This is a genomic window from Vibrio sp. 10N.222.55.C7 (assembly GCF_041473335.1).
GTDB classification, from domain to species: domain Bacteria; phylum Pseudomonadota; class Gammaproteobacteria; order Enterobacterales; family Vibrionaceae; genus Vibrio; species Vibrio crassostreae_C.
In genome coordinates, this window is record NZ_JBFRSC010000021.1 from 260996 (window position 1) to 269120 (window position 8125).

An 8125-nucleotide genomic window follows, 5' to 3' on the forward strand; every position below is an offset into this window, starting at 1 on the left:
CACAAATATGTTTTTAGTTTCTGCTTTCTAATTTCTAGCGCCGAGTTTGGACTAGTAATTGCGAATCGCTGCAAAAGCACGTTGCAGTTTGTCTGCGTCTTTTTTTCCTGGAGCGGATTCAACGCCAGAGTTTAGGTCTAATCCTAAGCAACCCAACTTAGCGGCTTGGTTAGCATTTTCTGGGTTTAGGCCACCCGCCAACATGATTGCGCTTTGGTTGTTGATTAGGTTCCAATCGAACACTTGGCCTGTGCCACCAGTTTGAGAACCCACTTTAGTATCTAGCAGGTGACGAGTCACGTTGCTTTCCAGTAATTCTGGTAGCGAGCTCTCAGCATCGGGAGAAACACCGTAAGCTTTCCAAATCTCAACGCTTTCAGGTAGTGACTGTTTTAGCTCATCGACAAACGCTTGAGACTCATCACCGTGCAGTTGCACCGCAAATAAACCTAGCTCAGAAACCGTTTTCGCAACGTCAGTAACGCTATGATTTTGGAATACACCCACGTAGTTCAAAGGTGCGCCGCTCATGGTTAAACGAGCTGCTTCGATATCAACATGACGCTTAGACGCTTCAACGAAAATCAAACCACCGAATACCGCACCAGCTTGATACGCTTTCGCTGCATCATCAGAGTGAGTTAAACCACACACCTTGTTTTCACCGAGTGTTACTTTACGCACCGCAAGCTCTAGGTTCTTTTCAGCCATCAGAGAGCTACCGATTAGGAAGCCGTCTGCAAATGTTGAAAGGTCACGAACTTGTTGATGTGTGTAGATGCCAGACTCTGAAATCACGACTGCGTTTGGAGCCAGTTCGCGAATCAGCGGAGCCAACTCTTTGGTACGGTTCAAATCAGTCGAAAGGTCACGAAGATTACGGTTGTTAATGCCGATCACCTTAGCGTTTAGAGCGACTGCACGGTGAAGCTCTTCTTCGTTGCTGACTTCGGTCAATACACCCATGTTGAGTGAGTGAGCGACTTCCGCCAGCGCTTTGTACTCTTCGTCATCTAATACCGATAGCATTAGCAAGATAGCATCAGCTGAGTAATGACGAGCTAGATACACTTGGTAGGTATCAACCATGAAGTCTTTACACAGGATAGGCTGCTTAGCAATGCTGCGAACTTTAGGTAAAAACTCAAAGTCACCTTGGAAGTACTTCTCGTCTGTCAGCACAGAAATCGCGTTTGCGTGGTTGTTGTAAACAGAAGCAATGTAGTCGAGGTCAAACTCGTCACGGATTAAACCTTTTGACGGAGAGGCCTTTTTACATTCAGTGATGAAAACCGTTTGTTCTCCGCTCAGAGCGTCATAAAAGCTGCGGTCTGTTGCAGTTAGTGACGCTTTAAACTCGTCTAATGGTTGAGTCTGCTTACGTGCTTCAACCCATTGGTATTTATCACGAACGATTTTTGCTAATACTTCCGCCATTTCAGCTTCTTTGACTGAAACGTGGGTCGACAGTTTATCGGTAGTCTGTGTCATGTTCTTTGTCTCGATTCGTCGTTCGTTAGGCGTGTGCAGCAAGCTTTTGTACAAGCTCGTATGCTTTGCCAGAGTTCATCGCGTCAATTGCTTGCTGTGCGTTGGCTTTTAGGTCTTCGTGACCAAACAGACGCATCAGTAGAGCAACGTTGACTGCCACTGCGCCAACTTGAGCATCAGTGCCTTTACCCGTCAGGATATCGGTTGTGATGGCTTTGTTCTCTTCTGGCTCGCCGCCCTTGATTGCTTCAAGAGGGTGAGTGTTCAAACCAAAGTCTGCTGGTGTCACTGTGTATTCGTGAATTGTGCCATCTTTGATTTCAGCAACCATGGTTTCGCCGTGAATCGCTACTTCATCAAGGCCGCTACCGTGAACAACCGCCGCGCGCTTCATGCCCATTTGCAGCATGGTTTCCGCGATAGGGCGTACAAGCTCTTTGCTGTAAACACCCATTAGCTCGATGTTAGGGCGAGCTGGGTTAATCAGTGGGCCAAGGATATTGAAGATAGTGCGCGTTTTCATGGTTTGACGAACAGGCATCGCGTGACGTACACCAACGTGATACTGCGGAGCAAATAGGAACGCTACGCCAAGTTCATCAACAGCCGTACGCGTGTCTTCTGTTGTCATCGCTAGGTTGATACCGAACGAATCCAATAGGTCAGAAGAACCTGATTTGCTCGATACGCTGCGGTTACCGTGCTTCGCGACTTTTAAGCCACACGCTGCGGCAACAAATGCAGAAGTCGTCGAGATATTGATGGTGTTGTGACCGTCGCCACCTGTACCTACGATGTCTGCGAAATCGTAATCAGGGCGCGGGAACGGGTTTGCATTCGCAAGTAGTGCTTTTGCTGCGCCTGCAATTTCATCGGGCGTTTCGCCTTTGATTTTCAGTGCAGTTAGCGCAGAAGCCATCAAGATTGGGTCAAGTTCCCCCTTGATGATCACATCAAACAATTGTTGGCTTTCTTCTTGAGTAAGAGACTGCTGTTCGTAAAGTTTATTAATCTGTTCCATGATCGTTTCCTATTTTCCAGTCTTTTCAAGGCGAAGAGGTTTCTCAAGAGCCCATTCGATAGCGTTTGCTAGAAGCGTTGCACCGTAGGTCGTCATAATTGATTCAGGGTGGAATTGGAATCCACACACCTTGTCTTGTTCTTGAACCACAGACATCACCAAATCATCGACTTCAGCTGTCACCGTTAGGCTATCAGATACATGCGTTGCCACTAAAGAGTGATAGCGAGCGATAGCCAATGGCGAAGGTAAGCCTTGGTAAGTCGCATGGTTTTGGTGTTCCATCATCGACACCTTACCATGAATGATTTCGCCAGCGCCTGCAACGGTGCCGCCATAGGCTTCAACAATCGCTTGGTGGCCTAAGCAAATACCAATCATTGGTACTTTACCTTTTAGAAGCTGAATTAGCTCTGGCATACAGCCCGCATCTGCTGGAGCGCCAGGGCCTGGCGAAAGCAGTGCAACGGGGTTGTCTAGTTCGTTGATCGCAGCTTCAACAACCTTTGCCGGAATGTTGTTACGGTAAATCTTTACGCTGTGACCTAATGAACGAAACTGGTCTACAAGGTTGTAAGTGAATGAGTCGAAGTTATCGATGAATACAATATCAGCCATGATTACGACTCCTTCTTGTTTGATGTGTTCTGATTTACTGCAGCGCTTTTAGTGTGTGCAGCTTGAATCGCTGAGATAACCGCTTGTGCCTTGCCGCGAGTTTCATCGGCTTCTGCTTGTGGGTCTGAATCGAATACCACACCAGCGCCAGCTTGTACTTGTGCTACGCCATCTTCAACGTAAGCAGAGCGAATTACGATACAAGTATCTAGAGTCCCTTCACCGGTTAGATAACCGACTGCACCACCGTAGCTACCACGACGCGTTTTTTCTACGTCACGAATAAGCTGCATTGCGCGGATTTTTGGTGCGCCCGTTAGCGTGCCCATGTTCATACAAGCTTGGTAAGCGTGCAGAGCATCTAAGTCTTCACGGAGCTGACCAACAACACGAGAAACCAAGTGCATTACATGGCTGTAGCGGTCTACTTTCAGTAAGTCTGCTACGTGGCGAGTGCCAGCTTCGGCAATACGTGCCACATCGTTACGCGCTAGGTCAACTAGCATCATGTGCTCGGCGTTTTCTTTCTTGTCGGTACGCAGTTCAAGCTCGATACGGCTGTCTAGGTCGAAATCGATTTGACCGTCAGGGCGCTTACCACGACGACGAGTACCAGCAATCGGGTAGATCTCGATTTGGTTGGTTTCTGTCTCGTATTTCAGCGCGCTTTCTGGAGATGCACCGAACAGAGTAAACAGCTCGTCTTGCATGTAGAACATGTAAGGGCTTGGGTTGCTTTGTTTGAGTTCTTTATAAGCCGCCAGTGGGGCAGGGCAAGGTAGAGTGAAGCGGCGTGAAGGTACCACTTGGAATACATCGCCTTTAACTACGTACTCTTTTAAATCACGAACCGTTTGGCAGAAGTCTTCATCTGAAACGCTAGGTACAGCTTCAACGTTGTCTAACGGCGTTACTTCAGTGATGGCTTTCAGGGACTGACACTGAGTTTGAATGTCGGCTAGACGGTCAGTTAATTGCGCTTTGATGTTGTCATCTTGAGCAAACAAGCTCGCGTGAAGTAGGCCTTCGTTCTCTTGGTGATCGAAACGCAATAGTGTTTCAGCTACGTAGAATACAAAGTCAGGACAATTGTTGGTTGCTTCAGCATCACCTAGTGGCTCAAAGTTTGCCACGATGTCGTAAGCGAATAAGCCCGCCATGAATAATGCGTGTTTGTTATCCGCGTCTTGCTCAAAGCTGTGCTGAACCAAACGCAGTGCATCGAATGAAGAGGCTTCTCTTAAACGTGAGTCTTCGTCTAATTCGTTGCTTGGTTCGATAAAAGTCAGCGTCAAAACGTTATCAGTAAGGTCAGATTTAATTTCTGCTTTCACGTTTTGAGTGAGATGTTCGATAAGCGCTTGACCGTTTTCAGTCAATGCTTGAAAGGTTACTTCATGTCCGCGACATACGATGCGAACAGCAGAGTCGATAAGGAGTAGGCTTGTCAGGTTCTGTTTAGATTCAATCTCGGCAGATTCCAACAAAAGACTATCAGTTTTGTTTTCACACAAAGTATGAAAAACGCTGGTTGGATCTTGCGAGTAAGGAACTGAGGAATTGATGACCTCAATGGTTCCCAGCTTTTTGATTTCAATGGCCTTGTTCACAAGACCTCCTTTATGATTCTTTAAATTTCCTGCCGTACATAGTCGCATAAAGATACCTTTCACCCAATCTAGAATATGGTCAATTCGATGATTTGTTAGTCAGTTGAATGTGAGATGTTCGACAAATTAAAAAGCCCGCTATTAAAGCGGGCTTAGTGATAACTTTTTTATAAACAAACTGTTTAATTAGAAGTACACGTTAGCCCACCAAGAACTTGTCCAAGTGCGCCACCAATTAAGCTCTGAACTTGCTTCTACTGAAGAAAGTTCTAAAACTTTATCTTTATGGTTTTGGTTAAATTCTTGTAACATGGTGAACCTATCAAATGTGATACTTCGTATTTGTGTACTAGTTAACTAGTTTTCTGCTTGCGGGTCAAGTGTGTTGACACAAATATAACGATAAAAATTGAAAACAATGAAAAAGAATATATGAGAATTGATCTACATAGTCATACAACAGCCTCAGATGGCCGACTTACTCCACCTGAGCTAATTGACCGAGCGCTTGGCTTTAACATCGAAGCGCTAGCGATTACAGATCATGACACGACTGATGGGCTTGCTGAAGCACGCAGCTACATTGCGGATAACAACCTTCCTATTCAGTTGATAAACGGCATTGAGATTTCGACTGTTTGGCAAAACAAAGATATCCATATTGTTGGGTTAAACGTTGATCCTGAGTCACCAGAACTCAAAGCGCTCATTGAACAACAGAAGCAACACCGTATTGGGCGTGCTGAGATGATCGCTCACCGTCTTGAGAAAGCGACTCGTGAAGGGGTGTTAGAAGAAGTTAAATTGATTGCGGGTGATGCACCAATCACTCGCGCTCACTTTGCTAAGTGGCTAGTCGACAATGGCTATGCGAAAACCATGCAGCAGGTGTTTAAAAAGTTTCTTACTCGCAATAACCCAGGTTATGTGCCGCCAACGTGGTGTTCAATGAGTGATGCTGTCACGGCTATTCATGCTGCTGGTGGACAAGCCGTACTCGCTCACCCTGGGCGATATGGACTTACAGCCAAGTGGGTTAAGCGCCTGCTAGCGGCATTTGTTGAAGCGAAAGGGGATGCGATGGAAGTAGCTCAACCTCAGCAAGCGCAACAAGAAAGACGCACACTCGCGGATTATGCTATACAATACAAACTATTAGCCTCCCAAGGCAGTGATTTCCATTACCCATCTCCGTGGATGGAACTTGGACGCAATCTCTGGCTACCTTCTGGGGTCGAAGAAGTATGGAAAGATTGGGAGTTTCAAACGGTTTCACCATCTGAATAGTCTTTAGGTGAGCCAGCTCCTTCTGATGATAGAGTCGAGAGATTCGATAACGAGGATCAACAATGAGCCAGTTTTTTTATGTACACCCAGATAACCCACAAGCACGCTTAATTACTCAAGCGGTTGCGATTATTCGCAATGGCGGCGTTGTGGTTTATCCAACAGATTCCGGTTATGCGCTGGGCTGTCAGCTTGAAAACAAACAAGCACTTGAACGTATCTGTAAAATTCGTCGCATCGATGACAAGCACAATTTCACCTTGTTATGTCGTGATCTTTCTGAATTATCACTGTATGCACGCGTCGATAACGTGGCTTTCCGTCTACTGAAAGCACATACACCAGGTGCTTACACGTTTATCTTTAAAGCAACCAAAGAAGTGCCAAAGCGTTTGATGAACGCCAAGCGTAAAACGATTGGTATTCGTGTCCCAGACAACAAGATTGCACTCGACCTTTTGGAAGCGATGGGTGAACCATTAATGTCGACGTCTCTGATTCTGCCGGGTAACGAGACTACGGAGTCGGATCCAGAAGAAATTCGTGACAGCCTAGAACATGCGGTTGATGTCATTTTGAATGGCGGTTACTTAGGTGAGCAACCGACGACGGTTATTGACTTCAGTGACGATGATGCCGTGGTTCTACGTCGTGGTGCTGGCGATCCTGCGCCGTTTGAATAATCGCTTTACTGATTAACAGTCTGTAACGATACAGCAAACCTGCCACAGTAAATAACAAGTGCTTTTTGGCAGGTTATTTGCGATAATACGCGACCGCGATTTGGTCGCGAAAAATTCATTCGACGTCTGTGAAGACGACAATTAGGTAGAAAAGAGTAAATGAGCGAAAAATTACAGAAGGTTTTAGCGCGAGCTGGTCACGGTTCTCGTCGTGAACTAGAAGGTTTAATCAAATCTGGTCGTGTAAGTGTTAACGGTCAAGTTGCGAAACTGGGCGAGCGTCTTGAAGACGAGAACTCAGTGATCCGTATCGATGGCCATACTGTTTCAGGCAAGGCTTCTGAAGAAGTGGTTTGTCGTGTACTTGCTTACTACAAACCTGAAGGTGAGCTTTGTACTCGTCACGACCCTGAAGGCCGCCGTACTGTTTTCGATCGTCTACCTAAGATCCGTGGTTCTCGTTGGATTTCAGTTGGTCGTCTTGATGCAAACACATCAGGCCTTTTGCTTTTCACTACTGATGGTGAGCTTGCAAACCGTCTAATGCACCCAAGCCGTCAGGTTGAGCGTGAGTACCTAGTACGTGTATTCGGTGAAGTGACTGAGCAAAAAGTTAAAAACGTTACTCGTGGTGTACAACTAGAAGACGGCATGGCTCGTTTTGAAGATGTTGTTTACGCTGGTGGTGAAGGTATGAACCATACTTTCTACGTAGCGATTAACGAAGGTCGTAACCGTGAAGTTCGTCGTCTTTGGGAATCTCAAGAAACGACAGTAAGCCGCCTGAAACGTGTACGTTACGGTGATATCTACCTTGATAAGAAACTGCCTCGTGGCGGTTGGAAAGAGCTAGATCTTCAAGAAGTTAACTACCTGCGTGAGCTTGTTGAGCTTAAGCCTGAGAAAGAGACACTGTTGGATCTTGATCCTTCAAACACTTCTCGTAAGCGTGAGCGTTCTCGTAGCCAAAAAATTCGTCGTGCTGTTAAACGTCACGAAGAGCGTGCAAACGCACCAAAAGGCCGTAGCAACCAAACTAAGCGTAAGAAGCCTGCAACTCGCGGTACTACAACACCTGATTCAGGTCGTAGCGCTCCAGCTGCAAACAAAGGCAAACCTCAGGCTAACAAAAGTAAGCCTAAACTGAACAACGGTCGTCCGGCTAAACCAGCTAAGCCAAGAACACGTCAGTAATTACGTAATTTCTTACGCGTAAAGCTTCATTAGCTGAAAGCACTGAATACTAAAAAACCTGCTCATTGAGCAGGTTTTTTTACGTCTAGAAGAAATAAAAGATGCGAGATACGAGTAACCGAGTAGAGAAAGGCGCAGTAGTAATCGACAGCAATTGTGCTTTGCGTTTTTCTTGCTTTGTTTACGTTAAGCTACAAATCTCTTCGTATCTCGTATCTCGT

General features: G+C 46.1%; 8 protein-coding genes and 1 other annotated feature. Of the genes, 3 read left to right on the forward strand and 5 right to left on the reverse strand.

The window, feature by feature from the left end; genetic code table 11:
- Window positions 1-51: 51 nt before the first annotated feature.
- The 5 genes from trpCF to AB4482_RS08470 all read right to left on the reverse strand — a co-directional run bounded on the left by trpCF (window position 52) and on the right by AB4482_RS08470 (window position 5052).
- Entirely contained in the window at window positions 52-1491 is a 1440-nt protein-coding gene (gene trpCF, locus AB4482_RS08450) for a bifunctional indole-3-glycerol-phosphate synthase TrpC/phosphoribosylanthranilate isomerase TrpF (RefSeq protein WP_017067403.1), read from the reverse strand.
- 25 nt (window positions 1492-1516) lie between these two features.
- The gene (trpD, locus tag AB4482_RS08455) at window positions 1517-2512 is read right to left on the reverse strand and encodes an anthranilate phosphoribosyltransferase (RefSeq protein WP_372073294.1); all 996 of its coding nucleotides are present in this window, start codon (window positions 2510-2512) and stop codon (window positions 1517-1519) included.
- 9 nt (window positions 2513-2521) lie between these two features.
- Window positions 2522-3130 (reverse strand): aminodeoxychorismate/anthranilate synthase component II, encoded by a 609-nt coding sequence (locus tag AB4482_RS08460; protein ID WP_017063544.1) that lies wholly within the window; start codon window positions 3128-3130, stop codon window positions 2522-2524.
- Between the two features lie 2 nt (window positions 3131-3132).
- On the reverse strand, window positions 3133-4740 hold the full coding sequence (locus AB4482_RS08465; protein ID WP_017070758.1) for an anthranilate synthase component 1: 1608 nt from the start codon (window positions 4738-4740) through the stop codon (window positions 3133-3135).
- A 125-nt stretch (window positions 4741-4865) separates the two neighbouring features.
- Window positions 4866-4980 (reverse strand) — a sequence feature (Trp leader region).
- Window positions 4927-5052, reverse strand: a complete 126-nt coding sequence (locus AB4482_RS08470; protein WP_009848753.1) for a trp operon leader peptide — start codon at window positions 5050-5052, stop codon at window positions 4927-4929. Its footprint overlaps the feature before it by 54 nt.
- A 120-nt stretch (window positions 5053-5172) precedes the next feature.
- On the opposite strand from AB4482_RS08470, the gene rnm reads away from it, so the two are divergent.
- From rnm to rluB, 3 genes are all read left to right on the forward strand, one after another.
- Window positions 5173-6027, forward strand: coding sequence for an RNase RNM (rnm, locus tag AB4482_RS08475; RefSeq protein ID WP_017061496.1), 855 nt, complete (start codon window positions 5173-5175; stop codon window positions 6025-6027).
- A 62-nt stretch (window positions 6028-6089) separates the two neighbouring features.
- On the forward strand, window positions 6090-6710 hold the full coding sequence (locus AB4482_RS08480; RefSeq protein ID WP_009848751.1) for an L-threonylcarbamoyladenylate synthase: 621 nt from the start codon (window positions 6090-6092) through the stop codon (window positions 6708-6710).
- Window positions 6711-6869: 159 nt separating this feature from the next.
- Window positions 6870-7904 carry a 23S rRNA pseudouridine(2605) synthase RluB gene (gene rluB / locus AB4482_RS08485; RefSeq protein WP_017055112.1) on the forward strand — a complete coding sequence of 345 codons (1035 nt, stop codon included), beginning with the start codon at window positions 6870-6872 and terminating at the stop codon, window positions 7902-7904.
- The last annotated feature ends 221 nt before the right edge of the window (window positions 7905-8125 follow it).